Raw genomic sequence first — 20,091 nt, forward strand, 5'->3', positions numbered from 1 at the left:
AGAGGATGGCCTTCTTATACGAACCTAAACTAATAATCGGTACAGTCCCAAGACCCCTGTTGCCGCTGAAATAATCAGCGCAAAAAAAGCTACCACAAAAAGATCTCGGAAAAGTATGTTTTGATTATGTCTGCCCTTCATGCCTTCTGCTTCATCTTCCATAGCCACGGCTGACATAATCAGAGCGCCTATCGTAGAAATAGGACTGAAGCCGGTTATCGTTCCGCCAATAACAACCATGGCAACGAGCTCTGTAGGATCTACCCCGGGAAGAGATGCAGCAATCTTACCTGTCGTCGGAATCAGTGTCGGGAATACGACGCCAAGACCGGAGCTAAACAGGGACATAACACCTGATATGAGAACCATAATAGAAGGTGCCGTTTGAACGGTCATCATGGAGGTTAAAATAGAAGCCAAGAAATCGACACCTCCAGAAATCAACATGACTTGCATCAACATGCCGACCCCCAGGACCATCAAGATAATATTCCAAGGGATCGCTTTGATTACAGCTTTTTCATTTCCATAGCCAAGAGCTAGTAAAATCGTCCCAATCAAGAAAGCCGTAAGACCTACATTCATCTTAAATACCAAAACACAGATGAGCAGTGCCGCTAAGCCCATTAACGTAACAATTTGATTTTTATTAAACGTTAATTGACTTTCCATTTCAACGTCAGCTATAGGTTCGCTGACTTTCCATCCTTTAAAGTAAATAAAGCAGCTGATAAAGATAAAAACTTCGCAGATCAGCATAAAATACATGATTGGCACGGTCGCATACGTAGTCGCCGCCAACCCTTGGTCTTCCATCAACTGTAGTACGACAGCCGCTTCCGGCGTAATGGGAGACATGCGTCCGCCCTGAACGCCCATCTGTCCCACTAAGCAGAGTAATATCGGATTCAAACCTGATGAGCGGGCAATAGGAAGGGCCAACACGGGAATGATGGCCAGTGACGGGATGGCTCCGGGACCTGCCGCACAAATCAAAACTCCGCTGATAAACATCATGATATACCCCATCATCTTCCATGATCCGACGAGGCGAACGAGTTTCGATGCTAAAATGGTAAGTGAATCATTTTGAGATAAAATCGAAAATAAATAGGTTACGCCTACGATGGTCAGAAAAAGGGATGTAGAAAAACCTTTCATAATCAGGCTTGGCTTAATCTGATAAAAAGTCCCCAGCAAAACAGCCATACCGATACAGAGAATTCCGATGTTCGTCTTGCGCACTACCCCGATTACAATTGCCAAAAGCAATGCAATAAGCGATACAACACTAGCACTCATTGGGAGCACCTCCCAGCGGATAGAGTTCGGCCCAAGACAGCCAGTTCCCCTGTTCATGCAAGTCATAGCGTCTCACAAAGGAAAGCGTTCCATCCGACATAATCTGAAATACTGAAAGGCAGGCCGGTTCAAAACGCCAACCGTCTCCATCAGGAACCGTCATCGATTTTTGATTGACTGCTATAAATACAGTCCCGGTCGGATCAATGACCATATTCCGTGATTCTGCACCATGGCAGCTGCTGCGGCCCATTAATTTAGGTTCTCCCATCTGTTCATCCAATTTAAAAATGGCAATATTATTTTCTCCAGCCACCAGCCGGTCTTGCCCCTGGTAAGTCTCCGTTTTATCGGCTCGGTTTGATACATAAAGATATTTTCCATTGGGATGAAGAACGCCTACACCGCCTCGCTGCCGTACCGCCGTACGGTTCGAAAGAGACTGCAGGGTTTCCGTCCTAAAGATCGGATCACCGTCAACAAGTCCATTTTTCAGCGCATAAGTAAAAATCATAGAGCCACGTTCGATGGCTAAATACCCCCACTTATGGTCAGCACTGAAAATCAGATGCCGCGGACCGAATTCTACAGGAAATTCTTTCCGCCCTTTAAAGACAGCTCGCCCGTTTTCTGAGGAAAAGGAAAATACACTTACTTCGCCTCGTTCCTCCGGCTTGCCTTCCTGTGGCGTATTCCCTCTTGATATCGTAATGATGTGTTTCTGATCCGGAGAAAAAACAGCTTGATGCGTAAAGATACCGGCCTTTAAAGGAGCATCCTGTTCAACCTCACCGATAACGCTTCCGTCGTCCGCCAGCCGATATAAGCGAATCTGCCCTGACTTATTGAAGGAAACAGCCGCGTAACGGCTAGTCTGATCAAGACTGATGTGAATAGGTCGTTCAGGAAGCGGATAATACTCCCCTTTCAGAGAAAGACTGCCATCTTCCGCCCCGATTTCCATTACCTGCAGGCCATGGATGGTTCCGGCAGCACCGGTAGTCCCTGAACCGGCGTCACTGACAACAACATATAAAAATCGCCCATCAGCACTTCGAGCTGCAAATTGTATATTCGCCGCCAAATCAACTTGTCCGCCTCTGGTCAGCGTCATATCACGGATATCCAGTTCATCCCAAAACAAAATATTATCCAAGCCGCCATATAAGAAACATCTTTTATTATTTTTATCCTGAGTCATGAGGTCATCATCCCCCTTCTTAATGCTATCGAACACAGACATAACTTATTCTTTTTTAGCGAAAACAACATCCCCTGCATTGTGTGCCATATCGACATCCATCTTACCCAAGATATCGGTACAATCAACGCCTCGTTTCTGGGCTTCTAAATACAGGCTTTCCTGAATATTGCCGCTAAGTGCAATGCCATTCTTTTTCGCAGCTTCAGTTTTGCGGTCTTCCGGTTCGCCGGGCATCAAAATTTCATTAAATCCGGCAGCACGCGGAAGTTCTTTTAACCGGCTGTAATAAACATCCATACGCTTTTTATACTCATCGAGACTCATAAACATATCCGGTTTCATGATAAACATGATATGACCTAAATGTTGAGGTTCATCAAAACGATAATAGAGGCTGCTGACATCGCCGGCATAGTGGGATCCGGTATACATCCCGGCCATCATATCCATCAGCATAGCCAACCCGGCACCTTTCGCTCCGCCAAAAGGAAGGCAAACGCCTTCAAAAGCTTTCTTGGCATCAGTCGTCGGATTGCCTTCACTATCGAGTGCCAGTCCTTCAGCAATCGGTTCATTGTTGATCATAGCTACACGAATTTTACCGCGTGCCGTTTTCGTCATAGCCATATCCAATATATAAGACGGACTTTTATATCCGCCAGTCATGCCGGCTGCAAAGGGGGCTGCCCCTAAGAACGCCGTACGTCCGCCAAATACGGGAAGGGCCGGGCTGGAATTCGTGCAGACAATGCAGCAGAAGCCATTATCTACCGCCTGTTTTACATAAAGGGCAGCCATACCATAATGCGTACTGTGAGTGCATCCGACCATGGCAATACCCGTTTTTTCAGCCAAGGCCATCCCTTCTTCCATCGCTTTATGGGCAACTAAGAATCCCATGCCATCATCGCCGTTTACTTTAAGTACGGCCTGTCCGACTTTTTCAATCTGAATATTAGGAACCGGTTTTACACAGTTGCAGTCAATGCGTTTCAAATACATAGGGATACGCGATACACCATGACTATACAATCCACGCATATCGGCGCTTACTAAGTCGTCGGAAATCAAGGCCGCCGCTTCATCCGTCAGCCCGCCGGTTTTCAAAAGTCGTGTTGCCAAATCAGTTAACTGTGCTTGTGTAAAAATTTTTTCTTCCATGAAAAACATCTACCTTTCTCATCTTTTAATCAGTTATTGCTCTATCATTACTTGATTGAACTGTAGAGATGACTTATTCACATCGCTTCTCTATGTAAAAATTATACGAGATAAGTTTATATTCTGTAAAATTGGATTCCTCTATTCCCATCCATGCAAAAACCGGATAGTATAAAAAACAATTGGTAATTTACAAAGCAAAAAAAAAGAATCTCATTCCTGTTGGCAGTCGTAATCACACTACTTTCCCAGAAACAAGATTCCTCAACCCTATCCGCTTCATAAATTGAGTTGTAAAATAACAAATAAAAGCCTTACTTACAATGAGTCACGCCCTGCATTCTCATCCACAAAGGATTGAAATGCAACTTCTATCTTGACGGGAAGTCAAATCATAGCATAGACTTTATACAGACACTGCCCGATTCCATTCTTCTAAGTAGCGAATTGTACGGTAGCTCAAATAGGCCGCTGATTCTGAATCGGGAATCTGTTTAACTTCCATCGATGCCGGCCCATGGAATTGGAGTCTGTGAAGCGTATCTAAAATAGCAGAAAAATCTAATGTCCCCAATCCTGGAATACGCCGTTCTGTATCAGCAAAATGGATGCCGCCTAAATAATTTGAATATTTTTTCATTGACTCAACTATCGAATCTTCTGTCAGCGCCATATGGAACGTATCCATCAAAAGTTTTATGTGTTTAAAGTTATTCGCTTCTATCCATTGCACCGAATCTTCAATGCTATTTAAGTTGTTAATTCCCGGAGCACTTTGCGGCTCAATCAGCATCTCAACACCAAGAGAAACCGCAAAATCTTCTGCTTGATGCAAAACACCGGCTAAATCAGTCATACGGCATCCGGGGATGTCTTCCGTTTGCCCGCGAAATTTTGCAATAACGACAGGCGCTTTAAATTTGCTGCCCAATTCAATTAAACCATATAGCTGTTTAACGGCCGTCTGACGAACTAATGAATCCGGACTCATTAAAAAAATATGATCCATTCTCTGCATAGGACCGGTAGCTATTTGAGATAATCCCAAGTTATATTCCTGGAGTTTTTCTGTTAACAAATCAACCTGTACCGTATCGGAATTGCGGATAAGCAATTCCACCTTTTTATAACCCCAGGACTGAAGCTTTGAAAAAATGACATCATAATCGCCCCCCCATGCCATCATCTTGATATCAGCATCTAGTGCAAGTACAGGATATGAAAGTTCTAACATCTTATAGGCTCCTCTCTCAGAACAAAAACTTATACTATCAAAAAAACAGGCCCATTACAAAAAGAATGGGCATAACACCATCTTAATCTTATTTTCATTGAAAGGGGTTTCTCTATGCGTGATTCTGATTGGCAAATTCTAGCCGTATTGCATGAAACTAAAAATATTACTCAAACAGCTAACAAACTTTTTCTAGCGCAGCCGACACTAACGCGTCGGTTACAGCAAATCGAATCTGAGCTGGGAGCGGTTCTCGTACTGCGGTCCAATAAGGGAATATCCTTTACACCCGCCGGAGAATATGCCGCAAAAAAAGCCGCCTCCATGGTACAATTGTTTCAGGATGTACGACAGTCTATTTCCGAGTTTTCTGATACAAACTCGGGATTACTCCGCATCGGTGCCCCTAAGTCTTACGTTCAATTTGTCATCCCACAACTATTAGAAGGATTTTGCGCCTTATTTCCCCATATAAAAATCGATATTCATACCGATTTAAGCCACGAGTTACTGCACAGTGTGGAATCGTCACAATTAGACTTTGCCTTTGTTCGCGGAAATATTCATACGGTACTCCAGAAAGAACTCCTATCAGAAGATCCAATCTATGCATTGGCCAAAATTCCTTTAACCCTAGACGTAATCAGTCATATGCCTCGTATTGAATACGCAAAAGAACAAACGGTGGTAAAAGCGACAGAACAGTGGTGGAATGAACGTTTTCGACACGCCCCTGACATCCGTTTTTTAGTGTACTCCGGAGACGCATGCCTGCGCATGGTTCAGCATAATCTCGGCTATGGAATTTTCTCCGATCGACATTATCACCAAGCCGATCCCGAACTATTTGCTATGCCGCTGCATTTTAAAGACGGCACTCAATTCACGCGAGCCTCGTGGATGGTATATGACAAACAAAATTTACCGCATAATCACCTGCTTTCCAAATTTGTCGAATTTACCAATAAAAATAAGGCTCTCATCCTAAAATAACCCCCTTCATGACAATCATTGCATCAAGCATAAATTTTATCTCATAAATTATTATATAGAACTGCATCAGACTCGTAAAATGCAAAAACTGTATTGTCACTCCTCTCAAATTTGTATGAACAAATAAACAGCCGTATAAATCCTCGCCGTTTAGAGCAAAAAATAAGAGAAGGAATTTTCCCATTCCTTCTCTTATTTTTATTGTTATTTATGGTTTCCCGTTCTCAAACATATGTTGGGCGATGTGCAGGGCCCGGAGCTGGGATGTTTTCTTATGTTGATGCTGTTCCATCCGCAATAGGATGTTAGTCAAGGCTGTGACGGCTTCTACGATGTACGGCCCTTTATTGAGCATGACGCACTCGGCTCGTTCACCCATGGCGGCGTCGGTAATTTCAGCTCGCGACGGGAGGCCTTTTTTGACCAGGTTTTCAAGGACTTGGGTCGCCCAAATGACCGGCACGTGGGCAGCTTCGCAGATCCACATGATTTCTTCCTGAAGTTCTGCCAGGCGCCGATAGCCGACTTCAACGGCCAGGTCACCACGGGCAATCATGATGCCGAGGGGCTGCTTAGATGCGGCCTGGACGATGATTTCAGGCAGGTTGTCGACGGCCTCTTGGTTTTCGATTTTGGCTACCAGGGCAATTTGGCGGTAAGCCTTGCCGCAGCGCTTTTGAAGTTCCCCTTGCAGGAGGGACACGTCAGCCGCCGATTTAACGAAGGAGTAGCCGATGGCATCGGCATACTGTACGACAAAGTCCAAATCTTCTTTGTCTTTTTCCGTAAGGGGCGACAAGTTCATCGGCGTCTGGGGGAAATTCAGGCTCTTTTCATTCTTTATCTTTCCGCCTAAGGGCTTGGTATAGGTAATGGTCAAATAGGCCCCTTCCGGCGTCATTTTTTCAACGATAGCTCGAATTTTCCCGTCATCAATGAGAACCGGTTGTCCGGCTTCCATGTGTTCAAAGGCTTCGGGGATGCTGCACGAAATGACGATATTTCCCTTATAGTCGTCAGGATAGACGGAAATCGGTCCCGATACCAAAAAGATTTGCTCACCGGGCATGACCCTCGCTTCCCCATAGCGCAGCAGAACTGATTCGATGCAAACTTTCGGTCCGGCCAGATCCATGTAAACCTTACAATGATTTCCCGTTTCCTGTTCGGCCCTCCGGATATAGGAAATCATCGTCCCCCAAAGCTCCTGAGAGTCGTGAGCGCAATTGATACGAGCACAATCCATGCCGGCTGCCACTAAGTCGCGGATGAGGATTCCGTTGTCTTCTGCCGCTTCTGTGGGCAGGGTAACCATGATGCGCGTCCCCGTCTTGGCCGTCCCAAAAATCCGGCCCGTATTGTACGCTAAGAGGCCGTCGCCATAGAAAAATCGCCGCTGCTGCGGATAGGGAACGAGATTCTGTTCCGGTTCCTGACAGATACGCCCCAAGGAAGCCATGACGGCATCGAGATTGGTAATAGCCCTGGCTTCGCCGCGTCCGAGAGACGACAGACCAAAGGGAAGGAGCGAGCGCTGTATCTTTCGCAAATCATGACAGCGAAGAGCCAGATAAAAGGCCAAATTCCAGGCACTATAGGTAAAGTGTCTCCGCTGAATCAATGGTTTCCACTGCCGATATAAAGAATCGCCCCGCGACAGGACATCCTTCCGTAACCTGCAAAGAACGCCATAAAGTTCTTTCGCTGATGGATATATGTCTTGTTCCACTTCAATTCACCCCATTTTCATGATTTTTATTCATATAAACTATTATATTCCTGTAAACAAACTTTCTCAACGCCGTCAGCCTTGCTTTACATCGATTTTACACCCCTTCACAAATTCAGTGCTTCCCCTAAAAACACACTGTCTTACAGCGCCTCAAAAACACCGTTTCGAACACAAAAAGACTGTCGTACACCGGTATTTTTAACGATGGCCCCGGCACAAATGAGAGCCGGGGCCAAGTACAACAGTCTTTTCTTATAAAAGCATCTTATTTTTGAGCCGCTACGAAACCGGCGATGACCATGCGCTGAACTTCATTAGTGCCTTCATAAATCTGCATGATCTTAGCATCACGAACCAATTTTTCAACCGGATATTCACGGCTGTAACCGAAGCCGCCGAGAATCTGAACAGCTTCTAAAGCAACTTCTACAGAAATGTCACCGGCGAAGCATTTAGCGATAGCCGCTTCACGAGTATAGCTCCGTTTCGGTTCTGCATAATACGTGTTGAGGAAGTTGATGATAGCCGACCGTGCAACTTCCGTCTTCATGTCCATATCAGCCAGTTTAAAGGAAATAACTTCATGTTTGATGATCGGTTTGCCAAAGGTAACGCGTTCTTTCGCATATTTGACAGCTTCATTAATAGCTCTTTGCGCAATACCGACAGCCAGGGACGCTACCATGGGACGAGCGAGGTCCAAGGTCTGCATAGCATAGACGAAGCCTTTGCCTTCTTCACCGATGAGGTGGTCGGCCGGAATGCGGACGTCCTGGAAAATGACTTCCGTCGTATTCGACAGGCGGATACCCATCTTGTCTTCTTCTTTACCGACAGAAACGCCCGGACGGTCACGTTCTACAATGAAGGCCGAAATGCCTTTTACGCCCTTCGATTTATCGGTAATGGCAAATACGGTGTAAACGGAAGCGACGCCGCCATTGGTGATGAAGCATTTCGTACCGTTGATGACGTATTCATCGCCTTCTTTGACAGCAACCGTCGTACCGGCAGCCGCATCGGAACCTGCGTTGGCTTCAGTCAGGCAGAATGCGCAGAAACCGCTGCCTTTTTCACCGGTCAAATATTCGGCATACAATTTCTTTTGAGCGTCGTTACCGTGCTGGAGAACCGGTTTGAGACCGAGACCCGAAGCTGCAATAGCCGTAGCCACGCCGGCGTCGACTTTAGACAGTTCTTCATAAACAGCAGCAACCGTGTAATAATCCTGTCCCATGCCGCCGTATTCTTCAGGAATCTCTAAGCCGCAAAAGCCGATATCAACGGCTTCCTGGTAAATATCCAAAAGTTTTTGGCCCGGTTCTTTGGCTTCATCCAATTCATGCACAAAGGGAGCTACTTTCTTTTCCGCAAAGTCCCTTGCCAAGGCGACGAGATCCTGCTGATCCTTATTGAGAATATAACCCATGATAAAAAAACCTCCTCTAACAATGAACAACAAAAAAACAATACGACGGCGGTAACTATACTATTCGTATTTATATTATATCAATATATCGCATATAAAGAAAGTTTTAAATAAGATAAAAGCATTTTCTAATTCTATTTTAAGAATGGATTGTCAAAAACCGACATTGCCTAAGTCACCTTGTTCTTCGCAAAATTCCCCAGTTCTCTAAAAACGCACACAAAAAAAGACGGACCATGTACCCGTCTTCAAAAGAAATCCATATCTCCCCTTACGGAAAATTATTCATAATCGAGTTCCGCAAGGTTTTACTATAAAAAAAGAACCATTCTTTGAATCATAATTACATGATTCAAAGAATGGTCATGTCTTGGTCGGAACGGCGAGATTTGAACTCGCGACCTCTTCCACCCCAAGGAAGCGCGCTACCAAGCTGCGCCACGTCCCGTCGACCTTTTAATTTTAACCGATTCAAAATCGCTTGTCAAGTTCAAATTTACTGAACATGTCATAAGGCTTTGTCGCCATAGAAGAGTAACCGATTTATCTTATGCCTCTATCACTAAAAAATAAGCGATTCACTTCCATTTATGATACTCAGAATGGATATGTGTAACGATTAGTTGTATACTATATGTATAATTAAAACAAGAGGTGGTAATTTTGAATACTTTAGTAAAAACGCATTATATTAGAAACAATCTCCTTGCTTTTGTCAGCATCATAGTTGTGTCTATCTCATTATCCCAAAACATATCAATGGCATCCGGGGATTGGTATTGGCTACCAGGACTATTGGCATTTATTCCAGCTAACATCGCCTATTCAAAAGGAAGAAATTATTTCAAATGGTATATATACGCCGTTCTTTTTTGGCTAATATCCTTCATTCACAGCTTATGCATCAGCGCGAATGATACCGTAAAGCTTAGAAAAGGGTATCATATATGTCCTTACTGTGGTGAACTTAGTCGACCAGAAGCCACTATATGCCATTGTTGCGGCCATAACTTATATTACAGCTCGAACTAAAAATCTTCCCCATTCAAAAGGCCCTTCCCTATCCTGACAGTATACACGGTCACGATAGGAAAGAGCCTTTTCATATATTACGCTTACCTTATAAGTTTTCCAGGAGCTTGATTTCGTTCTTCAGGATATAGCGCTCCCGTTCCGGTTTTTGGTCATTGACCAGGTACTGGAAAGCCAAATCCATAGCCCGGTAGCCTTGTTGGTACGGGTGCTGATAGATGATTGTCTTTAAGACGCCCTGCTTCATCATGTCAACCGTCGTCGGCGTACTGTCGAAGGCGACGATGGTCAGGTCTTTTTCTTTTTTTAGGCTGACGACGGCCCGGCAGGCACCATACACACCGCCGGCAACGATGAACAAGGAATCGATGTCCGGATTTTCTTCGAGCATCTTCTTCGTCTCTTCATAAGAGATGATTTCATCGTCCTTGTTAACGGCTGTCGAGAGGACGGAAAAGCCCGGCACAGACTCCATACGCCGCCGGAAGCCCTCGAGGCGAAGTTCATGGCCCCAGGCCTGACGAGAACCGGTAACGACTCCGATTTTAGCCGTCTGGCCTCTCAGGAGCTGCAGCAGGGCACAGGCCGTTTCACCTCCATTAGCATAGTCACTGCCGACGTAACACTGGCGGCGGCAGCCTTGTACGTCATTATTGACGGTGACGACGAAGACGCCTTTATCGACTAAAGCATTGACGGCATCAGAAATTCGTTTATCATTGATTGGACTGATGATGAGACCGCTGACAGGGATGGCTTCCAGCTCAGCAATAAGCTTCAGCTGGGCCTCTACGTCATAGCCTTTCATCAAGCGCATCGTCAATTGGATGCCGTAAATCTGATAGCGGCTTTCTGCCGTCTCGATGCCGCGGATGATCTCATCGAAGAAAGCATTGCCTTCTGAATTCAAAATGACGCCGACAATAGGACGGTGCCGTCTGGCAGCCAAGGCCTTGCCGGCCGGATTCGGTTTATATCCTAATTGCTTTACCATATTCATGACGGCTTCGGCCGTTTCCGGCTTGACGCGGCCCCGGCCATTGAGGACCCGGTCTACGGTCCCTCGTGAAACACCGCAAAGTTCGGCAATTTTTTTAATCGTTACCATTCTTCTCCCTCACTTATCCCCATATTCAAGGTTAACTGATCTTCTCTATTGTACCAAACATCGCGGCATGATAAAAGGAACTATCGATAAAGTTCGCACTTTATAAATAGTTCCTCATCTTTTAAATCTGTATATTCTCTCCCACTAAACCGATCCAGGCCTCATCCTTTTGCAGCCCGCTCTCTTCATGAGCGATGAGCCACTTATTGATGGCGAAGAGCAAGGCATTTTCGCCGCTGTTGTCAACCGTTTCCGGCAAAGCCTCGTTGGTTCCTTTCGGAAGGACGACGCCGCAGCGAAATTCTTTTCCGTCGACACTGCACGGTGCAAAGTGAAGGGTCGTCGCATAGAGTTCGACTGCCGTTCCGGCCGGAACGAAGAAAGCTTCGACCCGTGCCGTATCGTAGGTATAAGAGGATAAATCGATATCCTGCTGTCGGCCGACTAATAAGATGAGGTCTGTCGCAGCGATGTCAATTTCCGAAGACCGATGATATTCTAAGGCATTGAGCTTATTATTATAGCCGCTGCAATGGCCAAATTCAATGGGAAGGAAGCCGAAGGATTCCTCTTCCAGGGTTTTCGCCAAAGGCAGTTCTTCAAATGCCCCGACAGAGGGTTCATACATCGTCCCTTCCGACACAACGGGAACTTCTTTCATTACGTCCACAAATTCTTTGACATCAACATCGAGGACCCGTCCGTAGACGGCAAATTCTTTATCCGTTACTTGTTTCATTACTGATTACCTCCGTGAACCCCAATATTTTTCAACTTCATGCCGGACATCAAATTCTTCTCAATCTGTTCCAGAGAAACATTCTTCGTTTCCGGAACAAAGGCAAAGGTCAGGGCGATGAATACGGCATTCAAACCGGCGTACATCCAGAAAGTCATGGAAGAACCGAGGGCATCGATGAGGCTGAGGAAGGTAGCACCGACGACAGCACAGGTGATCCAGTTGGTCATGGTCGAGCAGGCAACGCCGAATTCACGCATCTTCAAAGGCTGAATTTCCGAGCAAAGAACCCAAACGATCGGACCGGCACTCATGGCAAAACCGGCGATGAAGATCATGGTCATAATAGCCGAAAGGTAGCAAACCCAAGGAGCGGGATTCCCGCCTTCAATGACGGCCATGCAAAGCCCCATGACAACCATGGCGGCTGCCATGACGGCAAAACCGACTTTTAACGCCGGCTTACGTCCGGACTTATCGACGGTATAGACAGCAATGAGGGTTGCCAGGACGAAGACAATCCCGTTGATGACCGTGCCGATCATCTGATCTTCCGTACTGGAAAAGCCGCCAAGGCTGAGGATTTTCGGCGAATAATACATGATGACATTAAAACCGGTAAACTGCTGCATGGCCTGTAACAGGACGCCGAGGAATACGGCACGACGTACGTTTTTATTCGATTTCAACAAGGACCAGCCGGCTTGTTTTACTTTCAGCGTATCTTTAATATCATTTAATTCCGATTTTGCTAGGGAAACATCGGCATGGAGGGTCTGCAAAACCTTTTCGGCTTCCGAAAAACGCCCCTTGGCAGCCAACCAGCGCGGGCTTTCGGGCAGTACGAATACGGTTAGAATCAAGACGACAGCCGGAATGGCAATGACCGTCAGCATCATCCGCCAGGAACCACTGTAACTGAAATAGGTATTGGACAGGAAGGCCGACAGAATCCCGACGGTAACCATAAACTGATAGCCTGAAATAACCTGACCTCGTGAGTCTTTATCGGCCATTTCCGCTAAATAGAGCGGCGCCGTATACGAAGCAATCCCGACGGACAGGCCCAAAATCAAACGAAAACCGATGAGCATGTCGACGTTAACGGCCAAGCCGGAACCGACAGAACCTACGATAAACAGGGCGGCACCGGTAAGGAGACTGCGCTTTCTGCCGATACGAGCCGTCATAAAAGCGGCACATAAGGCACCAATGGCAGCGCCTACCATCATACAGCTGACGACCCGTTCCTGAGCGGCGCTGTTGAGCCCCCATTCAGCCGTAATAAAAGGCAGGGCACCGGCGATAACCCCTTGGTCGAGGCCGAACAACAAACCGGCCATACCAGCCGTAAAATAAATGAACTTTCGTACTCGTGAAGCGTGAGACTTTGCTAATGCCTTGTCGTCACAAATCATGGCTGCTTCTTGATTCATCATGGTCACATCTCTCCTAACGGCGTTTATAAAGTCGCCAAATCTTGATAACATCCGGCTAATTGCCGATATAATTTCTGATATAAAGCGTGGCCTTTTTCATAATAGGCGTGAGCTGTCGGGTCGGGCTGGCAATAGGTATTGGTATCGATGAAATCGCGGCAAGCCGTGACAACGCTCTTAAACAATCCGGCTCCGACGCCGGCCAGGATAGCTGCCCCCAGGGCAGGGCCTTCCTTAGAAGATACGGTTTTGACTTCGCAATTATACATATCGGCCAGCATCTGACGCCACAATTGGCTTCGTCCGCCGCCGCCGCAGGCCATCATTTCCTGAACGACGATTCCCATGTCGCGAAGGATATCCTGGCAGTCCGTCAGAGAATAGCCAACGCCTTCCATGACGGCCCGGAGCATATCGTCCTGCGTATGAATGGCCGATAGTCCGAAGAATACACCGCGGCAATCCGGGTCGAGGTGCGGCGTCCGTTCTCCCATAAGATAAGGTAAATAAAGGAGGCGCCGGCTGCCCATGGGTACGTGTTCAACGTGATGGTCCATGACGACATAAGGATCAAGACCGGCCTGTTCGGCTTCTTTTAAGTAGTCATGTCCCAGCGTATCACGGAACCAGCGAAGTGACAAGCCCGCAGCCTGGGTTACACCCATGACGTGCCAACACCCGGGCACGGCACAGCAGAACGAGTGGACGCGGCCTTTAGGGTCGATGTGGAGATCGCTCGTATGGGCGAAGACGACGCCGCTGGTACCGATGGTTGTAAAAGCCTTTCCGTCACTGACGATGCCGGTTCCGACAGCAGCAGCGGCATTATCGCCGGCACCGCCGACGACGATGGTTTGCGGAAGGAGGCCTGTTTCTGCGGCAAAGGCCGGTGTCAGTGTTCCCGTCACATCCGGTGATTCATAGACCTTAGCCAGCCATGCCGGATCGATGTCGAGGAGATCCAGGATTTCATCGGACCAACAGCGGTGACGTACGTCAAGGAACTGCATACCGCTGGCATCAGAAACGTCGGTCGCATACTGACCGGTCATGCGCAGGCGGACATAATCTTTCGGAAGCAGAATATGGCGGCACTGGCGATAGTGTTCCGCTTCATGGTTGCGCACCCAGAGAAGCTTCGACGCCGTAAAACCGGTCAATGCCGGATTGGCCGTAATATCCATCAACTTTTCAGCACCGACGGTCCGGGTGATTTCGATGCATTCTTTCCCCGTCCGTTGGTCACACCAGATGATAGCCGGCCGAATGACTTCGTTCTTTTCATTTAACATGACCAGGCCGTGCATCTGACCGGATAAGCCGATACTGACGATATCTTTCGCTTCTACGGTGCACTTTGCCAAGATTTCCCGTATCGTCTGTACAACAGCCTGATACCAATCTTCCGGCTTCTGTTCAGCCCAACCGTTCTGGGGCTGATACAAGGGATACTCACAGGACGCCATAGCCACAGCCTGACAGGTATCGTCGAAGAGTACTGTTTTGGTCGCTGACGTACCAATATCAATTCCCATTACATACTTCATATATCTTCCTCCCTAATGTGCCTCATTTATTTCGAGGTCCTTGCGCCTTATTGCGTGCCTAAGCACATGTCTACGTTTGAAGTATACCATGACAAAATTAGATGGTCAACGGGAATCTTCATACATGCACTTTTGCTATATTTCAGGGTTTACCTGTATTTTTTCTGCATAATACTGCCTTTCGTAAAAAAATGTCAAACTATGTATTGACAGAAATTTGACAAGCGTGCTATCATTCCCTTAACGAAATGTGCCTAGGCACTCAAAAAAATTACAAGTAACCCTTACATGGGAAAGGAGACCTTATTATGAATATTCCCGAAGTGAAATGTGGTATTATTTCTGTCAGCCGTGACTGCTTTATTATTTCTTTATCCCAGAACCGTCGCAAGGCCATCGTCGATGCCTATACGAAAAAATATGGCGACCTCTACGAAGTGCCGACGGTCGTAGAAAACGAAAAAGATATGCTCAAAGCCGTTGAAGAAGCTAAAGCCGCCGGCTGCAATGCCCTCGTCGTCTTCTTAGGTAACTTCGGTCCCGAAACGCCGGAAACCTTAATCGCTAAATACTTCGACGGTCCGGTCATGTACGCCGCTGCTGCCGAAGAAACAGGCAAAAACCTCATCAATGGCCGCGGCGATGCTTACTGCGGCATGCTCAACTGTTCGTATAACTTAGGCCTTCGCAAATTAAAAGCCTATATCCCGTCATACCCCGTAGGAACCGCTGAAGAAGTCGCTTCCATGATTGCCGACTTCCAGCCCATGGCCCGCACGCTCATCGGCCTCAGCCAGTTAAAAATCATTACCTTCGGCCCGCGTCCTCAGGACTTCTTTGCCTGCAACGCACCGATCAAACCGCTCTACGACTTAGGCATTGAAATCGAAGAAAACTCCGAACTCGACCTTCTCGTATCGTATCAGGCTCACAAAGACGACCCGCGCATTGCCGACGTCGTCGCCGATATGACGGAAGAACTCGGCAAAGACGGCAACCCCTGGCCGGACCTCCTGCCCCGCATGGCACAGTACGAACTGACCCTCCTCGACTGGGCTGAAGCTCACAAAGGCTCTCGTCAGTATGTAGCTTTTGCCAATAAATGCTGGCCGGCCTTCCCGTCCCAGTTCGGCTTTGAACCGTGCTACGTCAACAGCCGTCTCGTATCCCGCGGCATCCCTGTCGCCTGCGAAGTCGACATCTACGGCGCCGTCAGCGAATACATCGGCATGTGTGCCAGCGGCGACACCGTCACCTTGCTCGACATCAACAACTCCGTCCCCCGCGATCTCTACGAATCGGATATCAAACCGACGACGAACTATACCCAGAAAGATACCTTCATGGGCTTCCACTGCGGCAACACACCTTTGTGCAAGTTGAAAAAGGGCGGCGTAAAATATCAGCTCATCCAAAACCGTCTCTTAGAAGACGGCGGCACACCTGATATCACTCGCGGCACCCTCGAAGGGGACATTGCCGAAAGCCCGATCACCTTCTTCCGACTTCAGAGCACGGCCGGCGGACAGCTCCGGGCTTACATCGCCCAAGGTGAAGTCCTTCCGGCTGCTACCCAATCCTTCGGCGGCATCGGCATCTTTGCCATCCCCGAAATGGGCCGCTTCTACCGTCACGTCCTCATCGCCAAGCAGTATCCTCATCACGGCGCCGTCGCCTTTGCCCACATCGGAAAAGTCCTCTTCTCCATCTTCCAGTACCTGGGCATTGAAGACATCGCCTTCAACCAGCCAAAAGGCATGCTCTATCCCAACGAAAATCCCTTTGACATGTAAAAGCCTACTCATATTAAAAGACGGCACGAATCATTTCGTGCCGTCTTTTCGCATCTATACAGTCGATTTTTGAACCACTACTCCCCCCTAACAGCGCTCATTCCCACGGTCGCTCCCTTTTCATTTTTTCGCTGCCTGACAGTTCCCGACGTTTCTAAGGAATTCGAATCATCACCAGCCCTACATGATTTCTACACGATATCCCTGAGGCCCTGAAGGCAAAAAAAGACGTGACCGTCATAGCTCACGTCCCGCCAACACAGGAATGTCAGCGTTTCTGTCTCCCTCAAAAAAAGAACCTTGAATGGCGGAAAAATCGTCATCCAAGGTTCTCATTAATAGATTCCTTTTTTAAAAAGGGTCATCATTTCCATGGTCAGGCTGGCTTTTTCTACGTCATCAGGAATATCCTGTCGGTCAATCCATTCAGCCGTTGCCAGTTCTCTGTGATCGACTTTCAGCGTATCATCGCCGTCAAGATCACAGAAAAATCCCAAGAGGAGTGTATCCGTAAAGCACCAAGGCTGACTCTTATAGAAGGTCAGGTTCTTGACCTTAATGCCCACTTCTTCCATGACTTCACGATGGACGGTATCCTCAATGGACTCGCCGACTTCGGCAAAGCCTGCCAAGAGGGCGACATTCTTGTATTCCCGGCCGGCGTATTTCGAGACCAGGAGCTTGTCACCATGGCGGACGGCTACGATGACGGCCGGGCAGATGCGCGGATAAATCATGGTATGGCAGGCGTCGCAATGAACCATCCGTTCCTTGTCGCTATGTTTCATCGGGCGTCCGCAATGGCCGCAGAAGCGATGGTTGCTGTACCAGACGGACAGGGACAGGCCGACGACGCCGGCAAAGGCCAGATGCCGCGGTGACGCACCCCTCATAAAGAAAATATTGACATAAGCAAAGCCGTCTTTTTCCGGCAAGGCTTCCTCAGCCAAATAGAATTGCTGACGGTCTTCGGCAAAGAGCCAGCGGAACCGGTCTTCTCCCATGTCGGCATAATCGCTGTAAGTCGGATAGGTGAAAGATTTCTCCCCGGTCAGCTTTACCAATATCTCCCGCCCGCGATAAGACAAGAGAATACCATCCCGTGCCAACGGCACCGGACGGTATTCGACATGATACGTATGATCTCCGATATCTTGAATCATCAGACGAGCTTCGCCCCTTCATTGCTGCATTTCAACACGTGACCCGTTGCCTCAATGCCGTGGTCGTTAAAGCAATTGATCATGGATTCCATGATGGCTCCTTCATTGCCCGTAGCAAAAGCGATGAGCGTCGAACCGGAACCGCTGATCGTAGCCCCAAGGGCACCGGCTTCCACAGCCTTCTTCAAGACCAGATCACCGCTGGGAATGAGGCTCAACCGATAAGGTACGTGGAGCTTATCCTGCAGGCCATAAGCGATGCGGTCGTATTGCTTCGTAAATAAAGACGATACCAGGAAGCTGACGCGACTGACGTTAAAGACGGCGTTTTGGTAATCAATCGTCTTGGGCAGGGCTTTTCTCGCTTCTTCTGTAGAAATTTCGATTTCCGGGCTGACCGTCACAAAAGACAATTCATCATCAAGGGGAATTGAATTGGTCAGCGTTTTGCCGTCGACCATGACAGAAACGGATAAGCCGCCGTAAATGGCAGGCGCCACATTGTCCGGATGACCTTCGAGGACCGTTGCCAGGGACAGCATTTCGTCGCGGCTCATGGTACTGCCGGTCAAGGCGTCACCGATGAGGATACCGCCGACAAGGGCTGCCGAGCTGCTTCCGAGACCGCGGGCCGGCGGAATGGCATTGACCAGTTTCAGCGTGCCGCCCTTAGGAAGGGACTGACGCTTCTTGACGGCGACGGCCTTCATAGCATGGCCGACCATATTTTCGTCAAAAACCTTGGGCAGCTTGTTGGCTCCGAGTCCTTCAATTTCCACGGTAATCGTGTCTTTGCCCGGTTCTTCCGTAAAATAAATGTCATTGTACAAGTTCAGCGCAATACCGACGGCATCGAAACCGGAGCCGACGTTAGCGGATGTTGCAGGAATCTGTGCATGCAATGTTTTTGTCATTTCTTACACCTCAATTACACGAATGGCATTTTCAATTTCGCGAACGCATGACAATCCTTCGATTTTCTGGAGCGATGCCTGGACCAGACCATCGGCCGATTTGTCGATAAGGATGACGATTTCAGCAATTTCTGTCGTTTCATCCTTTTGAATCAGAGAGCGGATACTGATATTGTGTTCAGCCAAGACCTTTGATACCGACGACAAGACACCAGGCGCATTGTTGACGATCATTCGCAGATAGTAGGGCGAGCAAATTTCAGCCTGAGGCTTCAATTTCGCTTCGTGCCATACATAACCGCGCTTACCGGTCATCTTCAAATTGCGGTGGAGGATGACGTTCATGACGTCGCTGACGACAGCACTGGCCGTCGGAAGCGATCCGGCACCCGGGCCGTAGAACATGACGTTGCCAACGCCGTTGCCGCGGACGCAAACGGCATTATAGGCACCGTCGACATGGGCCAAGGGATGGTCTTCACGAATAAAGGCCGGATGGACGTTGAGTGAAATACCGTCGTCGTCCTGACGGGCAATGGCCAGAAGCTTGATGACGTATCCCATTTCCGTCGCATGTTCAATATCTTCCTTGGAGATATTTTCAATGCCTTCAACGGCAACGTCGTCAAAGGTAACGGCTGAATGGAAGCCTAAGGTTGCCAAAATAGCGATTTTACGAGCTGCATCATAGCCGCTGACGTCATTGGTCGGGTCGGCTTCGGCATAGCCTTTTTCCTGAGCTTCTTTCAATACTTCTTCATATGACGAACCATGGGCGGTCATATTCGATAAAATAAAATTGGTCGTCCCGTTCATGATGCCAATGATTTCTTCGATGCGGTTGCTGTTAAGCGATGAATACATGGGACGAACGATAGGGATACCGCCGGCGACGCTGGCTTCAAACTGGAAGTCGACGTCATGCTCATAGGATAAGGTCAATAAAGGAATCCCATAGTCTGCGATGAGGTCTTTATTGGCGCTGATAACGCTCTTTCCGCGCCGGAAGCACTGTTCGATGCAGTCTTTTGCAAAGTCGGCGCTGCCCATGACTTCAACGACGATTTCGATTTCATCATCATTGATGATGTCGTTAAAATCAGTCGTGAGCCGAATGGAATCGGGCAGGCCTTCCATCTTTTCATACTTGTTCAAATCACGGATAAGGATACGCTTGATATTGATTTTCGTATCGAGCTGTTCTTCAATAAGCGGACCGTTCATCGCCAATAAATCGACGACGCCTTTCCCAACAGTACCGCAGCCTAATAGAGCAATAGAAACGCTTTTCATGGACCTAC

At 47.8% G+C, this 20,091-nt stretch carries 15 protein-coding genes and 1 tRNA gene; 2 read left to right on the forward strand and 14 right to left on the reverse strand.

All coding sequences use genetic code 11. From position 1 onward, the window contains the following. Positions 1-24: 24 nt before the first annotated feature. From UCI88_RS08950 to UCI88_RS08965, 4 genes are all read right to left on the reverse strand, one after another. Entirely contained in the window at positions 25-1,302 is a 1,278-nt protein-coding gene (locus UCI88_RS08950) for an SLC13 family permease (RefSeq protein WP_256179898.1), read from the reverse strand. Next, on the reverse strand, positions 1,292-2,503 hold the full coding sequence (locus UCI88_RS08955) for a lactonase family protein (protein ID WP_256179899.1): 1,212 nt from the start codon (positions 2,501-2,503) through the stop codon (positions 1,292-1,294). The genes UCI88_RS08950 and UCI88_RS08955 overlap by 11 nt, the downstream gene beginning before the upstream one ends. Before the next feature lie 45 nt (positions 2,504-2,548). Further along, the gene (locus tag UCI88_RS08960; protein ID WP_330024179.1) at positions 2,549-3,676 is read right to left on the reverse strand and encodes an Ldh family oxidoreductase; all 1,128 of its coding nucleotides are present in this window, start codon (positions 3,674-3,676) and stop codon (positions 2,549-2,551) included. 397 nt (positions 3,677-4,073) lie between these two features. After that, positions 4,074-4,901 carry a sugar phosphate isomerase/epimerase family protein gene (locus tag UCI88_RS08965; RefSeq protein WP_256179902.1) on the reverse strand — a complete coding sequence of 276 codons (828 nt, stop codon included), beginning with the start codon at positions 4,899-4,901 and terminating at the stop codon, positions 4,074-4,076. Between the two features lie 114 nt (positions 4,902-5,015). Here UCI88_RS08965 and UCI88_RS08970 point away from each other — a divergent pair, with 114 nt between their 5' ends. Beyond that, positions 5,016-5,894, forward strand: a complete 879-nt coding sequence (locus UCI88_RS08970; RefSeq protein WP_256179903.1) for a LysR family transcriptional regulator — start codon at positions 5,016-5,018, stop codon at positions 5,892-5,894. 208 nt (positions 5,895-6,102) lie between these two features. Here the strand turns inward: UCI88_RS08970 and UCI88_RS08975 are convergent, their stop codons facing one another. The 7 genes from UCI88_RS08975 to xylB all read right to left on the reverse strand — a co-directional run bounded on the left by UCI88_RS08975 (position 6,103) and on the right by xylB (position 14,920). Beyond that, positions 6,103-7,623, reverse strand: coding sequence for a pyruvate kinase (locus UCI88_RS08975; RefSeq protein WP_330024180.1), 1,521 nt, complete (start codon positions 7,621-7,623; stop codon positions 6,103-6,105). 268 nt (positions 7,624-7,891) lie between these two features. Further along, positions 7,892-9,055, reverse strand: a complete 1,164-nt coding sequence (locus UCI88_RS08980; protein WP_225068932.1) for an acyl-CoA dehydrogenase family protein — start codon at positions 9,053-9,055, stop codon at positions 7,892-7,894. Positions 9,056-9,426: 371 nt separating this feature from the next. Further along, positions 9,427-9,503, reverse strand: a tRNA-Pro gene (locus UCI88_RS08985). A 672-nt stretch (positions 9,504-10,175) separates the two neighbouring features. Beyond that, a complete protein-coding gene (locus UCI88_RS08990; protein ID WP_256179905.1) occupies positions 10,176-11,195 on the reverse strand; it encodes a LacI family DNA-binding transcriptional regulator in 1,020 nt (339 codons plus the stop codon). A 121-nt stretch (positions 11,196-11,316) separates the two neighbouring features. Further along, positions 11,317-11,934, reverse strand: a complete 618-nt coding sequence (locus tag UCI88_RS08995; RefSeq protein WP_256179906.1) for a DUF4867 family protein — start codon at positions 11,932-11,934, stop codon at positions 11,317-11,319. Beyond that, entirely contained in the window at positions 11,934-13,373 is a 1,440-nt protein-coding gene (locus tag UCI88_RS09000) for a sugar porter family MFS transporter (protein ID WP_276535356.1), read from the reverse strand. The genes UCI88_RS08995 and UCI88_RS09000 overlap by 1 nt, the downstream gene beginning before the upstream one ends. Positions 13,374-13,396: 23 nt before the next feature. After that, complete coding sequence (xylB, locus tag UCI88_RS09005) at positions 13,397-14,920, reverse strand: xylulokinase (protein ID WP_256179907.1); 1,524 nt, start codon at positions 14,918-14,920, stop codon at positions 13,397-13,399. 308 nt (positions 14,921-15,228) lie between these two features. On the opposite strand from xylB, the gene UCI88_RS09010 reads away from it, so the two are divergent. Continuing rightward, a complete protein-coding gene (locus UCI88_RS09010) occupies positions 15,229-16,713 on the forward strand; it encodes an L-fucose/L-arabinose isomerase family protein (protein WP_256179908.1) in 1,485 nt (494 codons plus the stop codon). A gap of 335 nt (positions 16,714-17,048) precedes the next feature. Here UCI88_RS09010 and nudC read toward each other — a convergent pair whose 3' ends face one another. The 3 genes from nudC to UCI88_RS09025 are packed head-to-tail and all read right to left on the reverse strand — an operon-like array spanning position 17,049 to position 20,083. Beyond that, positions 17,049-17,876: an NAD(+) diphosphatase gene (gene nudC / locus UCI88_RS09015; protein WP_256179909.1), complete on the reverse strand. Its 828-nt coding sequence runs from the start codon at positions 17,874-17,876 to the stop codon at positions 17,049-17,051. Next, positions 17,876-18,790, reverse strand: a complete 915-nt coding sequence (gene thrB, locus UCI88_RS09020; protein ID WP_044503232.1) for a homoserine kinase — start codon at positions 18,788-18,790, stop codon at positions 17,876-17,878. Before thrB ends, nudC begins: the two co-directional genes overlap by 1 nt. 3 nt (positions 18,791-18,793) lie before the next feature. Beyond that, positions 18,794-20,083: a homoserine dehydrogenase gene (locus UCI88_RS09025; RefSeq protein WP_256179910.1), complete on the reverse strand. Its 1,290-nt coding sequence runs from the start codon at positions 20,081-20,083 to the stop codon at positions 18,794-18,796. Positions 20,084-20,091: the final 8 nt, after the last annotated feature.

The organism is Megasphaera massiliensis, from assembly GCF_036305205.1.
Classification (GTDB): Bacteria; Bacillota; Negativicutes; order Veillonellales; family Megasphaeraceae; genus Megasphaera; species Megasphaera massiliensis.

Coding starts and splice junctions, on each gene's coding strand:
- UCI88_RS08950 (WP_256179898.1), bottom strand. CDS start 1,302: ATGAGTGCTAGTGTTGTATCGCTTATTGCATTGCTTTTGGCAATTGTA.
- UCI88_RS08955 (WP_256179899.1), bottom strand. CDS start 2,503: ATGACTCAGGATAAAAATAATAAAAGATGTTTCTTATATGGCGGCTTG.
- UCI88_RS08960 (WP_330024179.1), bottom strand. CDS start 3,676: ATGTTTTTCATGGAAGAAAAAATTTTTACACAAGCACAGTTAACTGAT.
- UCI88_RS08965 (WP_256179902.1), bottom strand. CDS start 4,901: ATGTTAGAACTTTCATATCCTGTACTTGCACTAGATGCTGATATCAAG.
- UCI88_RS08970 (WP_256179903.1), top strand. CDS start 5,016: ATGCGTGATTCTGATTGGCAAATTCTAGCCGTATTGCATGAAACTAAA.
- UCI88_RS08980 (WP_225068932.1), bottom strand. CDS start 9,055: ATGGGTTATATTCTCAATAAGGATCAGCAGGATCTCGTCGCCTTGGCA.
- UCI88_RS08990 (WP_256179905.1), bottom strand. CDS start 11,195: ATGGTAACGATTAAAAAAATTGCCGAACTTTGCGGTGTTTCACGAGGG.
- UCI88_RS08995 (WP_256179906.1), bottom strand. CDS start 11,934: ATGAAACAAGTAACGGATAAAGAATTTGCCGTCTACGGACGGGTCCTC.
- UCI88_RS09000 (WP_276535356.1), bottom strand. CDS start 13,373: ATGATGAATCAAGAAGCAGCCATGATTTGTGACGACAAGGCATTAGCA.
- xylB (WP_256179907.1), bottom strand. CDS start 14,920: ATGAAGTATGTAATGGGAATTGATATTGGTACGTCAGCGACCAAAACA.
- UCI88_RS09010 (WP_256179908.1), top strand. CDS start 15,229: ATGAATATTCCCGAAGTGAAATGTGGTATTATTTCTGTCAGCCGTGAC.
- nudC (WP_256179909.1), bottom strand. CDS start 17,876: ATGATTCAAGATATCGGAGATCATACGTATCATGTCGAATACCGTCCG.
- thrB (WP_044503232.1), bottom strand. CDS start 18,790: ATGACAAAAACATTGCATGCACAGATTCCTGCAACATCCGCTAACGTC.
- UCI88_RS09025 (WP_256179910.1), bottom strand. CDS start 20,083: ATGAAAAGCGTTTCTATTGCTCTATTAGGCTGCGGTACTGTTGGGAAA.